The following is a 15,166-nucleotide window of genomic DNA, read 5'->3' as shown; positions in this document are numbered from 1 at the left end:
ATAAAAACTACTTACTTATTCTGCTACTGCCATCAAAGAATATCCTTCTCGGCTAATTTGTGAATTCACTACAATCGAAATCTTACGCCCTATAGAATCACCTAACTCCTCAAGGACAGCCTTAGTTAAGTATTGGGCTACCTCTGGATGTACTTCGATTTCTAGATTCGATTTAATGCGACCTGATTTAAACAGCTCACGTATACGACGGATAATTTGCATGTATACAGTTCTGCCTGACAACATGTATCCAGTGCCCCCACATTGAGGACATGTATCAAACATCAAAGTTTGCAAACCTTGACGGGCACGCTTTCTTGTCATCTCCACAAGACCAAGCGAACTAATACCACATACTACAGTTTTCATCTTATCTAACTTGGCCTGTGCGCTCAACAATTTTAACAACTCTTGTTGATGGGACTTATCCTTCATATCGATAAAATCGACGACGATAATACCACCAATATCGCGCAATCGCAATTGTCGACAAATTTCCTTTGCCGCCTCTTTATTGACTGTAAAAGCTAGATCTTCTAACTTATTAGACTTACCTGTGTAATGAGCCGAGTTTACATCAAATACGGTGAGAGCCTCCGTATGATCGATACGGATAGAGCCACCGGAAGGTAGATTGATATCACGAGAGATAAGATCTTCTAATTGTGGTTCAATATGATTGGCTTTAAAGATAGGTGTACTACCACGGTGACGTGTCACTTTAATTTGCTGTGATGTAGGCCCATGACCTAAGAGATCCAGCAACCGAGACTCGCCCATATCAGAATCTACAATAATCTCTCCTACATTGCGATGCGCATAGTCTCGCACAAGGCGGAACCAAAAATCCGCATCACTATAGAGATCAGTACCACTCTTAGCCACCTTAAATCGTTTTAACACATGTTGCCATGTACGCCATAGATATTCCATATCACGACCGATTTCATCAGCACTAGCCTTAGCGGCTGCGGTACGAATAATAAATCCACAGCCTTCCTGTACATAAGGCGCTGCTAATTCTTGTAATTTAGCACGTACTGCTTCATCAGTAATTTTCTTAGAAATATGCATGCCTTCAGAATATGGTAAAAGCACCATAAAACGTCCTGCCAAACTCACATCAGCTGTAACGCGAGCTCCTTTACCAAGCATTTCCTCTTTTACCACTTGTACAAGAATTTGCTGTCCCACAGATAGGCGTGGCAAGATTTTCTGTTCTTTCCCTTGTTGAAGGTTCAAATATGCATTTTGAGAACCCCCTATATCAACAAAGGCCGCTTGCATACCGTTTAATACGTTCTTAACAGTACCTTTGTACATATGATTTGCCATATGAGACTCATCAGTACGCTCTAAGACAAAGTCTACTAACTGCCCATCTTCGTCAATAACAGCCATGCGAATTTCTTCTCGCATAACATTGACCAAAATTTTATGCATCCTATCCCTCCCTTCATTCAATATAAAATATATAGGTCTCTTAAATCACTAAACGTGTATAAGCTCTTACGATTTATGTAAAGACTATTAATAGTTAAGATGTATATAACGAGTATTAGTAGTTAATTTCCAGTGGAGTGTAACGACCTTCTTCGTTTTCCACCATAATCGCTTTACGATGAATTTCATAGCCACTTGTAATAGGCCAATTATATTGGTCTTTACCAAGGTTCCACACTTCACTAGGTTTAATAGTACCTTGCGGATAAATACCGATGCCCATTGTAAGAGTAACCATACCATCTTTCACAGATGCAACGATGGGCTCCTTTACAAATTCTTTTACATCGATAATACGAGTTTTCTTTGGTGTTACCTTTTCGTAAGAAATTTCCGGAGCCTCATTAAAAGGCTTTAGTAACGCATCCCAATCGGCATTTTCATCCGTTACAGGGCCTGTAACTTCATAGATGGCAAAGTTACAAATAGCCATCATCTTTTTAACCTTATCAGGCATTTCTTTACCACCTAGTACTTCAAGGCCTGGAGGTGCTACACGATTAAGGCGTTCTATAATAGACTCTAAACTATCATCTTCAATAACATCCATATCGATATATTCAGCTGCAGCTGTTACACCAAGAGCTAGTGCAGAGGAAAAGCTAATTTTCATATGTGGATTAAAGCCTTCAGAGTACGCCATTTTAATTTCTGCGCGGCGAATCATACGCTCTACTGCTTGTGCATAGTCAAGGTGCGACAGGAATCGCAATTTTTCACCCTTATTTAAGGCCAAACGTAACTTTTTCAACTCTGCCACCCTCCTTATAGTCAATAATTGCAGTATTAAGCTCTGGACATACATTACAGCCCTTACATGGGCCGCGACGGCAATCACTTGTTAGGTTTGCCTCTACCGCTTGTTCCCACTCCCGTTTTAAGAAAGCTTTACTTACTGTGCAATCTAAATGGTCCCAAGGTAATGGCTCATCGAAGTCACGAGTACGTCTTGCAAAATATGCTGGATCCAAGCCACAATCAGCGAATGCTTGCAACCAAGTTTCATAGTTAAAGTACTCAGTCCAACCATCAAATTTACAACCCGCTTCCCATGCTTTCACAAGAACTTTAGATAATCTACGGTCCCCACGAGCAAAAGCAGCCTCCATATAGCCAGTATAGCCATCATGGTAATGGTAGGAAATATTGCGGTTATTGATGAGAGATTTTAAATACCGTTGTTTGCGATGGATTTCCTCTACATCTTGTTGACCATACCATTGGTATGGAGAATGTGTTTTGGGTACAAAGAAGGATACACTCACTGTGACAGAGCCATTTCGTTTACCTGTAATATCACGATGTAAATCAAGCACCTTGTACGCCAAATCAGCAATGCCTGCCAAATCTTCATCTGTTTCAGTTGGAAGGCCCATCATAAAGTACAATTTAACTGTATTCCAACCGGATTTAAAGGCATTTGTACATGCCGCCAACAAGTCCTCTTCACTAACACCTTTATTGATAACATCGCGCATACGTTGTGTACCTGCTTCAGGTGCAAAGGTAAGACCACTCTTACGAACTTGTTGCACCTTTTTAGCGATATCGATGGAGAAACTATCAATACGCAAGGATGGTAAGCTTACGCTCACTTGTTTGTCTTTGAACTCTTCCATAAGCATATCTACTAGCTCTGGCAATTTAGAATAGTCCGCAGAGCTTAAGCTCATCAAAGAGATTTCATTATAACCAGTGTTAGCAATCGTATCCTTAGCAATTTGAAGCAAACGCTCTGGCGTCTTTTCACGTACAGGACGATATAGCATACCGGCTTGGCAGAAACGACAACCACGTGTACAACCACGGAATAATTCGAGTACCGCACGGTCATGAACTATATCTAAGAATGGTACAACAGGTTTTGTTGGGTAGAAAACATTTTCTACATCTTCAACAATGCGTTTTTCAACAGCTGCAGGTACGTCTTCAAAGCGCGGTGTAATAGATTTAAAATCGCCTTGCTCGGTATATTCCACATCGTATAATGCTGGACAATACGTACCAGGGATTTGAGCCACTTTACGCAAGAATGCTTCCTTGCCGCCTGGGAATCCTTTTGCCTTTTCAGCCTTGTAGAGATTGATGAATTCATCTCCCCATTCTTCGGACTCACCAAGGGAGACAATATCAAAGAAATCTGCAATAGGCTCTACATTAAATGCACATGGACCACCACAAACGAGTAATGGAAACTCCATATCCCGGTCTTTAGCGTACATTGGAATACCAGCCAAATCGAGCATGTTTAAAATATTAGTAAAGCTCATCTCATATTGGAGTGTAAAGGCTAACACATCAAAATCTTTGATAGGCGTACGAGTTTCCAAAGAGAATAAAGGGATGTTACGCTTACGCATTTCCTCTTCCATATCGTGCCACGGAGCAAATACACGTTCCGCTGCTGCATCTTCACGACGGTTTACAAGACCATATAAAATTTTGATGCCCAAATGGCTCATAGCCACTTCGTATACATCTGGAAAAGCTAAAGCCATTGTTACATCAACAGTACTGTGATCTTTTACGATACTGTTATATTCACCGCCCGTATAACGAGCAGGCTTTTGGACATGTTGTAACCATGACGTATCTAATTGAATCATACATCCTCCGTCTTTTCTGAAAGACTTCTTTCACAATCAATCCTAAAAATAGGTTTTTAAAAAATATATTTCGTCCGTTGCATAGCAATATTTAACAAAATACCGATACTCAACATATTGGTAGTCAACGCACTAACACCATAGCTAAGGAATGGTAATGGAATCCCTGTAACAGGCATAATACCAATAGTCATGCCTACATTAACGAGTACCTCAAAGGTAAACATGGTAGCAATCCCCGTAGCTAATAACATACCAAAATTATCATTACACATATAGGCTACTTTAATGCTGCGATAAATCAGCATAAAGAGCAAAAACAACACGATAATACAGCCTACAAAACCAAATTCTTCACCAATAACGGAGAAAATAAAGTCCGTATGGTTTTCTGGTAAGAAGTTCAACTGACTTTGCGTACCATTAAAGATACCTTTACCAAAAATCAAACCTGAACCAATGGCAATCTTAGACTGAATGATATGATAGCCTGATCCAAACGGATCAATATCTGGATTTAAAAATACAAGAATACGTTGTTTTTGGTATTCTTTCAGTACAAACCAACCTAAAGGCATCAATAATAAACCAGTACCGGCAATAATTTTTATAAGTCTTGTTCTAATACCAGAAATAAATAACATGCCTACAAAAATAGCAATATACACAAGAGATGTACCTAGGTCAGGCTGTAAGAATACGAGTGCAATAGGTACCCCAACATATAATACAGGCAATATTAATGATTTAAATGTATCTAACTTGCCAATACGAGGCTCTAGCATTTTAGCCATGCAAATAATCATGAGCAATTTAGAAAACTCTGATGGTTGAATCGTAATAGGTCCCAATTGAATCCAGCGTTGGGCCCCCAATGCAGAGGTACCAACGGCCATAACGGCAATCAACATCAAAAGGGTAATGGCGTAAATGATATTACCCCAATCCTTTAGGCGATGGTAGTTAAGAAACTGCATACCTATCACAACGGCTACATTAGCTAAGAAAAATATGAGTTGTTTTACTACTAAACTACCAAATCCAATAGGCTCTTGATTAACATGCGTTGCACTGCCAATGGCTGCTAAACCAATACAAACAAGTAAGAAAGTACATATGATAATAGCCCAGTCGCTATCGTTCCATAGTTTCCGCCACATCATATCACCTATTTCAATTTACGACGGCGCCATAAGCTTTGCTTACCTTGCACTAATAAACGCTGAGTAGTCCAACCGCCGCGATTAATATAGAGAACATTATTCGAGTCTTCAAAGATAGACTCACCAGCTGCAGCAAGAGTAGGTGTACCTTGTTTTTCTGTAGCAGCCTTTTTCTTCGCTACATAGGCATCAAATTGCTTTTGTACATCATAATCTTCCCAGCAATCCCCAGTTACAACATAGTCCACAAGAGGTGCTAATACATTGCGGAATTCATGAGAAGCTAAATCTAACAGCTGTCCATCTTGTGTATAGGTTAACACATCTTCATCATAAGGAATCATAGCCCCTACATATTCGGCGCGAAGAACTTCTAGCATATCGTATAAGTCTATGTCTTCACCATCTGTAGGTACTGCATTAAAAGCAATAGCAAAATCGCGAATATTATGTTCCTCACACACTTGAATCATGCGCGCTCCATTACGTAAGGATACCCACAACGGATGCGTTACAACAATACAGCGATTTACTAAGTCTAAAATAGACTCTATGCCCTTACCAATACCGGCTGGAGCATCAATCAAAATATAGTCATATACATCACAAAGTCGACGAACTAATTTCTTATACTTCTTACGACCTATATCTTCCCAACGCGCACTTTGACTAGCCGGTAAGAAATCTAGATTTTCTGCAATTGATACAATAGCATCATCTGTATATTCTTTATCTTCACTCGCATCAAGTGCATCATAGATGATTTCATCTGCTACACCTAACACAAGATCCAAATCGCGCAATCCAAAGTCCCCATCACAGAGCAATACGCGGTGCCCTGCATGACTTAAGGCTGCACCCAAGCATGCAGTGACAGTCGTTTTACCTACGCCACCCTTGCCGGATACAACACCAATGATTTCGCCCATACTAATCCTTTCTTGGTTGCCCACTAGTTACTGCCTTCTCCGGTTTTTGACCATTCGTCGTATTGCCTACAGTGGCAGCATCTTTATTACTTTTAGTATTTGTATCATTCGTTTTTTTATTCAACGGTACATTGAAATATGCCGCTAACACATCTCGTACGATTGGGCCTGCAGAACCGGCACCAAAGCTACCTTGTTCAACGAGTGCAACCACAACAATTTGCGGTTTATCATATGGTGCATAGGCTACGAACCAGCCATGATCTCGGCCATGTGCGTTTTCCGCAGTACCAGTTTTACCCGCTACATTTATAGGGAATCCTTTAAATAAATCCCCTGCTGTACCGCCCTCATTCGTTACATCACGCAAGCCTTCTCGAATGAGATCCATAATATTCTTAGGAACTGGTAGAATTCCTAATTTATCAGGTCCAAAAATTTCTTTTGGCGTGCCATCTTTATTATCGATGCGGCTTACCACATACGGTCTATATTTAATGCCTCCATTAGCCACTTCACTGAGCATAACCGCCATTTGTAATGGCGTAACCAATGTGAAAGATTGACCAATTGCGGCATCAAAGGTTTCCCCTAAGTACCAATCTTCATCATATACTTTTCGTTTATACTCAGGGCTTGCCATAATGCCAGCGGCCTCACCCGGTAAATTAATACCAGTCTTTTCACCTATGCCAAAATACGCAGCATATTTATCGAGATTTTCTATGCCTACACGATTACCCATTTCATAGAAGTAAACATTGTCAGACTTAGCAAGTGCTTTATTAAAATTAAGCCAACCTAATGCTTCACCTTCCGCATTTCGTTTATCGATCAACCAGTGCTTACCACTATCAAAGATCATCTCTTCAGGAGTAACCTTTTTAAGGTCTAATGCGGCCGTACCAGTAATAATCTTAAACGGTGAACCTGGAGGATATTCACCAGAAATAACCTTATTATCAAATGGATGATTTTTATCATTGTTTAACTGATTCCATTGAGCCGTTGTAATGCCTTTCGCAAACCAGTTTGGATTGAATTCAGGAGCGCTGACCATAGCTAAAATAGCCCCTGTATTAGGATCCATAGCCACCACTGCTGCCCCTTGTGCCGGAATACCTTGAGCACGCAACTGATTAAGCTGGTTCTTAACAGCCTCTTCAGCAGCCTTTTGAAGGTTTACATCAATGGTTAAATGAATATTAGATCCTGGTACTGTATGCTTTCTATCTACCTCAGCTACAGGACGACCTGTAGCATCGACTTCAACTTGCTTACCACCATCAGTGCCACGCAAGATAGAGTCATATAATTTCTCAAGGCCAGAACGACCTAGAATAGTACCACCACTTACCAGTGTATTAGGGTCTTGCTGTTTTAGCTCTTCTAATTCCTCTTCACTCACTTCACCAACATAACCAAATAATTGAGAAGCCATCGTTTCATATGGATAGTATCGAAGTGGCTCAACATCAATGGTTACCCCTGGTAATTCATGTCGATGCTCTTCAATGGTTGTTACTACGTCCATTGAAATATCATTAGCAATACGTATTGGCTCATAGCCATACTTATGATCATTAACCTTCTTTGTAATATCTTCAGGTTTCATTTTTAATAAAGCTGCTAATTTAGCAACTTCACCATCATCCAAAGCCTTTCCAGTAGGCATGATAGATATAGTATAGGCAGGTCGAGAGCCTACCAGAATTTGACCATTACGATCATACATAACACCTCGTGCTGCAGTCATCGGTACCATGCGCAATCGGTTGCCTTCCGCCTTGGCTTGATAATAGCCACCAGCCAAGATTTGTAGCATAAACAAACGCAATGCTAACACTATAAATATGCCCGCTACAATGTAAAAGAGTACATCAAAGCGACTCGTTTTTCTTCGTTTATAGAGGCCTTCAAGCACTCTTTCACCCCCTTACCAAATTATTACCAAATATAATCTTGTTGTTCATCCTTACGCCACAACAAGCCATGTACGATGGCGGCCAATACGCCGTTCCAAAACAGTACAGGTATAACCATATGCCACATATATAAGCCAATATGCAAATCCCCACCACTAGCCAAGATCATAAGGCTACGGATAAAACCATCTAGCAAGGTACATATCGCTACAATAGCACTAGACCAATACCAACGTTCTTCATAGAGTCTATGTTTTACAGCGGATAATAGATAAACCACAAGAACGTAAGGGAATAAATGGAGCCCAAAGAAATTAGATATCAATACATCATGGACGATACCACCTATAACAGCGGCCATTATTCCCATACGACGCCCTTTAAAAAGAGTAACCATAACAATGATGGTCAAGATTAAATTGGGTAACCAATTCGTATGAAAAATAGCAGGCAATAATTGAGCCTGTATAAAATAAATTAAGAATCCACAGAGGACTAAAGCTAGACGCGTCATGGTTTAACGGCCCCCTTTGCCCCTTCTACTTGATCTCGTTGTGTTTGAGGTACAAGCTTAGGCTCAAGCCCTGGTTTTTGTGGTGCACTAACAGAAGATGATGTAAGAACAAACACCTCTTCCAAACGGTAAAAGTCTACACTAGGTGTGATAACGGCATTCTTAACAAAGCCTTCTGTATCATTTTCGATAGACTGTACATTGCCAACAGGTAATCCTTTTGGATAGATACCACCGTACCCAGAGGTTATTAATTTATCCCCTACTAATACATCGCCATCACGGGCAATATTTACCATTGATGGTGTACGAGGTGAATCTCCATCCCCCTTTACAACACCAGATAAACGGGATTCAGGACGCTGTACGATAACACCGATTGCACTACGCGGGTCAAGAATGGTTTGCACACGAGAGGAATGAGGATACACATCGGTAATAAAACCAACTACCCCACTTGGTACAACGACAGCCATATTAACGGCCATCCCATCTTCACTCCCCTTATCGATAGTAAAAGTATTTGTCCATGTACCGTAATCCTTTGTAATAATACCAGCCAATGTCATGGAAAATTCTGGATGACTACTCTTATAGTTAAGAAGCTGGCGAAGTCGAATATTTTCTGCCACTACCTCATCATAGTTAACTACCTTTTGTTCTAAGGCAGCTTTACGAGATGCTTCCTCATCACTTTCAATAGTTGCAGAAATAGCATTATTAAGCACTGTGAAACCTGTTTGCACACCATCAAGTAAACGAGCAGAGCCATAAGCAAATGGTGTTGTAATGCCTTCAAGAGTAACAGTAACAAAAGGAATACTAGTTCGTTGTTTCCATGCAAATCCGAGCAAAGCCAATAGGATACAGCTAATGACAACGACGATAATTAACTTTTTATCTGACTGTATCATATTAGTCTTGGCCCTTTCTATTTTTAGAATTTACAATAAATCTCGATAAACTCACTAAGTCCGATGAAGCCCCATTAAGGCCCACAACAACTTTCGTCTCCGGTGCGTCCGGAACGTGTACAGGCACACCTAACTCGCCTCCAATACGCTCTGCCAGGCCAGATAATTGCGCTGTACCACCAGTGAGGTAGATTCCATATTGCATAATATCGGCTACAATTTCAGGTTCAGCGGAACGAATCATTTGTTTTAATTCATCCAAAAGTCCTCCGATACAGTCATTAACTACTTGGTATACTTCAGACTGATGAATGACACAACGTCTACCTAAACCATTCATCATATCACGGCCTTGAAAGGCATATTCCGCATCTTCTAGTGGAGCCATAGCAGTACCTACGGTATGTTTAATATCCTCTATAATTTCATCAGAAACGATAACACCAAAACACTCGCGTACATAGCGTAGCAACGCATTGTTAATATCTGAACCACCAAAGCGTATAGTTTTGCTATCTACAATACCGCCCAATGAAACAATACCCATATCTACGGTACCACCACCAATATCAATGACCATGGATCCACGAGCTTCAAAGATAGGTGCACCGCAACCAATAGCTGCAGCCACAGGACGTTCAATAAGAAATACTTCGCGGGCTCCCGCCTGAATAACAGCATCCATCATCGCTCTTTGCTCAACATCAGTCATCCCGCATGGAACACCAACAAGAACTCGAGCACGACGCAATGCATTAGATACCTTATTCAGAAAATAGTTAAGCATCGTATGCATAACACGATAATCCACAATAAAGCCATCTTTCAACGGTGTCAAAGGTCGCCACATATCTGGCATACGCAATACAAGGCGAGCCGCTTCATCCCCAACGGCTACTACTTTTTCTTGTTTCGTATCAGTGGCTATAATAGATGGCTCACTTATAACGGTTCCTCGCGTCCCCCCCATGAGGCGCGTCTGTATGGACCCAATATCTATACTTACATCTTTTCCTAGAGTAGGTAAAATGGAACTCATAGTAAAATCTCCTTCATTACATCATCATTCCATTTTACCACATATAATGCGACTTTTTCTATTAATATCAAGGCTTTTACCATTGTTAAAAGCACAGAAAATGCATAATTCAAGTACCCTTAAGTCATACATAATTTACACACTCATAAGTAATACATTACAAAGCTACCTATAGGTCGAACAAAATAGAAAAAGCACCCATATCATGATGCATTCTCTATTTACTAGACATAATAAAGAACGCATCATTATGAGTGCTTATTTACTGATACAACAAACTATAAAGCCATTATTATACATTTTAAAACTTATCATATAAGGATAACTTAACTGAGTTTACCGATTTCACTAAGGCTAGTGAATTCATTATCACCAATGACGATATGATCTAACACAGGTATCCCCATGAACTGACCTGCACTGACAAATAACTTGGTTAGTCGTATATCTTCATCACTAGGCCGGCTATCGCCAGATGGATGATTATGTATTAAGATAATGGCTGCCGCATTACAAGCTATGGCCTTCTTAAAAACAGCTCGCTGCTCTACGAGGCTAGATACTAAACCTCCATTCGAAATATGTTCTAACTGAATCAACTTATTTCGAGACGTCAACATAGCTGCCCATACATGCTCCACCTCTTCGTGTCGCAGGCGCTCCATTACATATTGAGCAATGACAAAAGGTTGAGAAAAATCTTCGTATGTTGCCTTAATTTTTAGTTCCCCTAATCGTCGCCCCATCTCAAGAGCCGCACACAAAGTTACCGCTTTATCTGTGCCAATTCCCTTAATTTTTATAAGCTCTTCAACGGTCATTCTATTAAGACCGTACGCCCCATCATCATAGGACTGTACGATATCACTCGCTAGCGATATGGCAGACTGACCTTTCACCCCAGTACGCAATAAAATAGCTAGCAATTCCTCCATCGCCATATGGGATGGTCCTAAAGCAAGAAATTTTTCACGGGGACGCTGAAATGGTAACATGTCTTTTACACTTACTGTTGGTACTTCCATAGAATCTCTCCATTCAAATAGATAACACCATTTGTAAATCTAACTACACACATCTACTCTCTTACTATATCAATAGCGCACAGCACAGCACAGCACAGCACAGCACAGCACAGCACAGCACAGCACAGCACAGCCAATTATAACACTATCACTATAAAGCGATAGTATTATTTAGCACCTAATGCCTTACATAGTTCATCATACACATGCTCTACAGGCAAGCCAACCACATTGGTATAAGATCCTTCAATCTTCTCTACCCATAAAGCGCCTTTACCTTGTATACCATAGGCGCCAGCCTTATCCATAGGCTCACCACTACCGATATAGGATTCAATTTCAAAAGGAGCTAACTTTTTAAAATATACCTTTGTTTCATTATGAAAAACTATTTCCTGATTTTTAATGAGTAAAGCTACTCCCGTAACAACAGAATGAACTTGGCCTGATAAACGTTCTAGCATGTGACGGGCCTCAGCCGCATCATGAGGTTTGCCTAACACTTGATTATCTAGCACGACAATCGTATCAGCGCCTAGAACAATACTACCTTCAGGGACATCTACAGCAGCGCGAGCTTTACCTAAAGCCTGTGCTTTTACCATTTCAATGGGATTATTATATCCAGTATTAGCCTCTTCATAAGCGCTCGACACGACAATATGATCAATGCCAACTTGTGTTAATAATTCTGTTCTTCGCGGTGATTGGCTCGCCAAATATAATCCAGCCATTTGCACTCCTTTACGGTATAAGAATTTTAGTTAATTTAACTATTTTATTAATAAGACTAACTAACATAGCTCAGAAAATATAGATCACAAAATATAAATCAGAATATTTGTAAACTAAACAGTAATATCTGGGCCATCCTTTTCAGGAGTAGTTAACTTTTTATAGTACTCTTGTACATCTTCTCCGTGTTTTACCGCATCAGCACGCACTGCAGCATAGAATACAATGTCTGCTTGCGGCACACGGATACGCCCTGGTACATGTTCTTCTAAGATTTCAAAGAATTTATCATCTGCTTTCAGTAAAAGGCGACCATTTTGGACCTTATCACCCTTTACAATCGCATACACTAGAGACCATATAGGACGTGGATCAGAAGTAGAACATTTTCTGTATTTATATCGATATTTAATATTCGTCAATAATTCACGTTCAAACTTAAACACCCCATCAATCATATCGTAATCTACTTCAAAATGGCGTTTTCTAAAGATAGAAGATTCTTCAATGACCAACTTTGTATCTGTCAAAATATAGGTATATCGGCTAACCGCCTGTTTCACAATTACGATTATGGCCATAATTTCAATAAAGTATTCAGCTATTAGCACAGTATGTAAATTAATGCTACGATATGTAGTGTATGCTACACCGCATAATAATAGAATGACAAAACATAATACTAACCACTCTGCACTTTTAGCACGTTGAGATTTTTCTTCATATAATACTGTCATGTGTTACCCCTTTAAAAGAACTACTACTTTATAACTATACATTCTATTATAAGGTATTCTAGGTATAAAAACTACAAAAACCCCGTCTATACCTAAGATATAGACGGGGTTTTATGACTCTATTAGTCACCTAGTTCAGATACGAACTATATTATTTTTTCAAGGATGCTGTAATACGTTGAGTATCGCGAGCAATCATGATTTCTTCGTTTGTAGGGATTACGAAGATTTTAACTTTGGAGCCTTCAGCACTGATTTCTTGTTCTTTACCGCGGATATTATTACGTTCAGAGTCAATACGAGTACCCAAGTATTCTAAACCGTTGCAGATTGCATCACGGTTACCGATACCGTTTTCACCGATACCAGCTGTGAATACGATAGCATCAACACCACCCATAACTGCTGCGAATGCACCAATTACGCGGCGAACTTTGTAATGGAACATGTTCAATGCTAATTGAGCACGTTTGTTACCATTAGCTGCTGCTTCTTCGATAACACGGAAGTCATTGGACACGCCGGAAATACCAAGTACACCGGATTTTTTGTTCATTACAGTGTCTACTTCTTCGTAGTTCATGCCAGTTTTATTCATCAAGAATGGAACGATAGCTGGGTCAATATCACCAGTACGAGTACCCATGATCAAACCGGACAATGGAGTGAAGCCCATTGTTGTATCGATGGAACGACCACCTTTAATAGCGGAAACGGAAGAACCATTACCCAAGTGACATGTGATGATACGAAGGTCAGACATGTGTTTACCCATCAATTCAGCGCAACGTTGTGCAACGTATTTATGGGATGTACCATGGAAACCATAACGACGGATACCATAGTCTTCATAGTATTCGTAAGGAAGCGCATACATATAAGCTTCTTTAGGCATTGTTTGGTGGAATGCAGTATCGAATACAGCTACTTGTGGTACGTTTGGCATGATAGCTTGGCAAGCTTCGATACCTTGAATGTTTGGTGGGTTATGTAATGGAGCCAATGCGCAGCATTCTTCTAATGCTTCCATAACAGCTGGAGTGATCAATACGGAGTCAGCGAATTTTTCACCGCCATGTACTACACGGTGACCAACAGCGTCGATTTCGTCCATGGACTTAATTACACCATATTCAGCATCAACTAAAATATCAAGCAAAATGCGAAGAGCTTCTTTATGGTTCAAAATTGGTTCAACGCGTTCTAATTTGTCAGCGTTAGGACGTTTATGAGTGAAGATAGCATCTTGATCACCAATCTTCTCAAAAAGACCTTTTGCCAATTCTGTTTCAGTTGTCATATCAAGTAATTGATACTTCAAGGAAGAACTACCGCAGTTAACTACTAATACGTTCATCGATTAACCCTCTTTCTGTTGTGTAACTTGAATCTTGTTTTGAATTTCTTTGCTGATATCAGCACCTACCTGATCCTTTTCAGGATATTGGTAGACTATATTCCACAATACGCCATGATCTAAGAATACGTATTGAGAAAATCTAAATGTTTGTCCTTGAGTCGTATAGGTCACATCAAGCTTTTTAGCAGATGCGCCATCTAATGCTACAGACTCTTCCTTGATGGTGCCGCCAATTTTAGTAAACTCAGATTTGCTGCGGTTAACATACTCATCTACCGTTGGTAAAGGTTTGTTTTCACCAGCACGCAAAGCTTCAACTTCAATTACCATATGTTCTGTAACAGAACCATAAATATCAATAGGATACCCATCATCAGACATATTTTTTGTACTTTTACCCATTTCATAAGGCAAAGCAATGGTAATTTCAGATTGACCAGCACGGATAACTTGATGGCCAAAACTATATGTATCCATTACATTTGTAGAGCCACATCCCGCCATTGCTAGCAGCACAGCACCGAGCAGAGCCCCTTGTAATGTACGTTTCCAATTTTGTTTCATCATATACCTCACATCAATTCAGCATTTACAGTTAATTATAGCCTATAGAACAAATAAAATCTACAATAAACTTTAGTTTTACGTACATTTTTACGTCTATTTCTTCACTATATCCCCTCTTGAGTTCAAAATTTATTTACAGTACCTCTATG

Annotated in this window: 14 protein-coding genes; all 14 read right to left on the bottom strand. The window is 40.0% G+C overall.

Features of this window, described 5'->3' with window-relative positions; all coding sequences use genetic code 11:
* Positions 1-15: 15 nt before the first annotated feature.
* The gene (locus Q7P05_RS01800) at positions 16-1,443 is read right to left on the bottom strand and encodes an Rne/Rng family ribonuclease (RefSeq protein WP_178884688.1); all 1,428 of its coding nucleotides are present in this window, start codon (positions 1,441-1,443) and stop codon (positions 16-18) included.
* 115 nt (positions 1,444-1,558) lie between these two features.
* Positions 1,559-2,254 (bottom strand): TIGR03936 family radical SAM-associated protein, encoded by a 696-nt coding sequence (locus tag Q7P05_RS01795; protein ID WP_363178904.1) that lies wholly within the window; start codon positions 2,252-2,254, stop codon positions 1,559-1,561.
* The gene (locus tag Q7P05_RS01790; RefSeq protein WP_303930185.1) at positions 2,226-4,109 is read right to left on the bottom strand and encodes a TIGR03960 family B12-binding radical SAM protein; all 1,884 of its coding nucleotides are present in this window, start codon (positions 4,107-4,109) and stop codon (positions 2,226-2,228) included. The genes Q7P05_RS01795 and Q7P05_RS01790 overlap by 29 nt, the downstream gene beginning before the upstream one ends.
* Positions 4,110-4,165: 56 nt before the next feature.
* Complete coding sequence (rodA, locus tag Q7P05_RS01785; RefSeq protein ID WP_005386038.1) at positions 4,166-5,269, bottom strand: rod shape-determining protein RodA; 1,104 nt, start codon at positions 5,267-5,269, stop codon at positions 4,166-4,168.
* Positions 5,270-5,277: 8 nt separating this feature from the next.
* Positions 5,278-6,201 (bottom strand): P-loop NTPase, encoded by a 924-nt coding sequence (locus Q7P05_RS01780; protein WP_303930184.1) that lies wholly within the window; start codon positions 6,199-6,201, stop codon positions 5,278-5,280.
* Position 6,202: 1 nt separating this feature from the next.
* Positions 6,203-8,125, bottom strand: coding sequence for a penicillin-binding protein 2 (gene mrdA / locus Q7P05_RS01775; protein WP_303930182.1), 1,923 nt, complete (start codon positions 8,123-8,125; stop codon positions 6,203-6,205).
* Positions 8,126-8,148: 23 nt separating this feature from the next.
* Positions 8,149-8,640 carry a rod shape-determining protein MreD gene (gene mreD, locus Q7P05_RS01770; protein WP_105085900.1) on the bottom strand — a complete coding sequence of 164 codons (492 nt, stop codon included), beginning with the start codon at positions 8,638-8,640 and terminating at the stop codon, positions 8,149-8,151.
* On the bottom strand, positions 8,637-9,554 hold the full coding sequence (gene mreC, locus Q7P05_RS01765) for a rod shape-determining protein MreC (protein WP_105089430.1): 918 nt from the start codon (positions 9,552-9,554) through the stop codon (positions 8,637-8,639). The genes mreD and mreC overlap by 4 nt, the downstream gene beginning before the upstream one ends.
* Before the next feature lies 1 nt (position 9,555).
* Complete coding sequence (locus Q7P05_RS01760) at positions 9,556-10,593, bottom strand: rod shape-determining protein (RefSeq protein WP_105089431.1); 1,038 nt, start codon at positions 10,591-10,593, stop codon at positions 9,556-9,558.
* 326 nt (positions 10,594-10,919) lie between these two features.
* The gene (gene radC, locus Q7P05_RS01755; RefSeq protein ID WP_295825895.1) at positions 10,920-11,618 is read right to left on the bottom strand and encodes a DNA repair protein RadC; all 699 of its coding nucleotides are present in this window, start codon (positions 11,616-11,618) and stop codon (positions 10,920-10,922) included.
* A gap of 167 nt (positions 11,619-11,785) precedes the next feature.
* On the bottom strand, positions 11,786-12,352 hold the full coding sequence (locus Q7P05_RS01750; RefSeq protein WP_295825891.1) for a nucleoside triphosphate pyrophosphatase: 567 nt from the start codon (positions 12,350-12,352) through the stop codon (positions 11,786-11,788).
* Between the two features lie 114 nt (positions 12,353-12,466).
* Complete coding sequence (locus Q7P05_RS01745) at positions 12,467-13,090, bottom strand: hypothetical protein (RefSeq protein WP_105089433.1); 624 nt, start codon at positions 13,088-13,090, stop codon at positions 12,467-12,469.
* Positions 13,091-13,241: 151 nt separating this feature from the next.
* A complete protein-coding gene (locus Q7P05_RS01740; protein WP_119209371.1) occupies positions 13,242-14,447 on the bottom strand; it encodes an acetate/propionate family kinase in 1,206 nt (401 codons plus the stop codon).
* A gap of 3 nt (positions 14,448-14,450) precedes the next feature.
* Entirely contained in the window at positions 14,451-15,014 is a 564-nt protein-coding gene (locus tag Q7P05_RS01735; RefSeq protein ID WP_369680422.1) for a hypothetical protein, read from the bottom strand.
* Positions 15,015-15,166 lie beyond the last annotated feature (152 nt).

Origin of the sequence: Veillonella dispar, assembly GCF_937975875.1 — a bacterium.
GTDB classification, from domain to species: Bacteria; Bacillota; Negativicutes; order Veillonellales; family Veillonellaceae; genus Veillonella; species Veillonella dispar_B.
Note: the sequence above shows the minus strand (reverse complement) of the source record. Positions and strands in the feature narration are given on the sequence as shown.

What these genes read in the sequence shown, in the direction of transcription:
- Q7P05_RS01800 (WP_178884688.1), bottom strand. Translation starts at nt 1,443, where the DNA reads ATGCATAAAATTTTGGTCAATGTTATGCGAGAAGAAATTCGCATGGCT.
- Q7P05_RS01790 (WP_303930185.1), bottom strand. Translation starts at nt 4,109, where the DNA reads ATGATTCAATTAGATACGTCATGGTTACAACATGTCCAAAAGCCTGCT.
- rodA (WP_005386038.1), bottom strand. Translation starts at nt 5,269, where the DNA reads ATGTGGCGGAAACTATGGAACGATAGCGACTGGGCTATTATCATATGT.
- Q7P05_RS01780 (WP_303930184.1), bottom strand. Translation starts at nt 6,201, where the DNA reads ATGGGCGAAATCATTGGTGTTGTATCCGGCAAGGGTGGCGTAGGTAAA.
- mreD (WP_105085900.1), bottom strand. Translation starts at nt 8,640, where the DNA reads ATGACGCGTCTAGCTTTAGTCCTCTGTGGATTCTTAATTTATTTTATA.
- mreC (WP_105089430.1), bottom strand. Translation starts at nt 9,554, where the DNA reads ATGATACAGTCAGATAAAAAGTTAATTATCGTCGTTGTCATTAGCTGT.
- Q7P05_RS01760 (WP_105089431.1), bottom strand. Translation starts at nt 10,593, where the DNA reads ATGAGTTCCATTTTACCTACTCTAGGAAAAGATGTAAGTATAGATATT.
- radC (WP_295825895.1), bottom strand. Translation starts at nt 11,618, where the DNA reads ATGGAAGTACCAACAGTAAGTGTAAAAGACATGTTACCATTTCAGCGT.
- Q7P05_RS01750 (WP_295825891.1), bottom strand. Translation starts at nt 12,352, where the DNA reads ATGGCTGGATTATATTTGGCGAGCCAATCACCGCGAAGAACAGAATTA.
- Q7P05_RS01745 (WP_105089433.1), bottom strand. Translation starts at nt 13,090, where the DNA reads ATGACAGTATTATATGAAGAAAAATCTCAACGTGCTAAAAGTGCAGAG.
- Q7P05_RS01740 (WP_119209371.1), bottom strand. Translation starts at nt 14,447, where the DNA reads ATGAACGTATTAGTAGTTAACTGCGGTAGTTCTTCCTTGAAGTATCAA.
- Q7P05_RS01735 (WP_369680422.1), bottom strand. Translation starts at nt 15,014, where the DNA reads ATGAAACAAAATTGGAAACGTACATTACAAGGGGCTCTGCTCGGTGCT.